This is a genomic window from Candidatus Hydrogenedentota bacterium, assembly GCA_016791475.1.
GTDB lineage: Bacteria > Hydrogenedentota > Hydrogenedentia > Hydrogenedentales > JAEUWI01 > JAEUWI01.
In genome coordinates this window covers 1-512 of the sequence record JAEUWI010000490.1, presented here as the reverse complement: position 1 = coordinate 512, position 512 = coordinate 1, and the positions used below count along the sequence as shown (strand labels likewise).

Sequence of the window (512 nt, the reverse complement as noted above, 5' to 3'; positions counted from 1 at the left end):
GAATTCCGCACACACCGAAACCCGATGAAGCCAAACCGGGGCTCGGGCTCGACCCTGTTGCGGACCGCAGCGCGCATGATCTTGGCATTGTTCACAAATGAGCCGCCGCGCATCACTCGCTTGCTTCCCATTGGATCGTTCAGAGTCAAAACTCCGTCATTGGTGAGGGTCGGTCTGTAATGGCCATACCAGTCCCAGCACCACTCCCATACATTGCCGCTCATATCGTGCAGACCCAGGCTGTTGGGTGAGAAGTTGCCTACGGGGGTAGTTTTTTGGCGATACTCGCCCGCTACCGAGTAGGGCTTTTTGTAGCTTGCAGTACCGTCAAAATTAATCTCCTTTGGATCGGCGATATCCTTGCCGTTGCCGAAGCGCACCTTGCCTCCGCCTTTGCCGTTCATGGCACGCGCAGCATATTCCCACTCCGCCTCTGTGGGCAGGCGATAGCCGTTGGCGCTCCAGTCGGCGCTCAGGTTTGTGCCGTTAATGGTATATACCGGCTTCAACTT

The 512-nt window shown here is 56.4% G+C and carries 1 pseudogene; it reads right to left on the bottom strand.

The window, feature by feature from the left end:
• Window positions 1-185 precede the first annotated feature (185 nt).
• Window positions 186-512 (bottom strand): annotated as a pseudogene (locus JNK74_30415) (SUMF1/EgtB/PvdO family nonheme iron enzyme).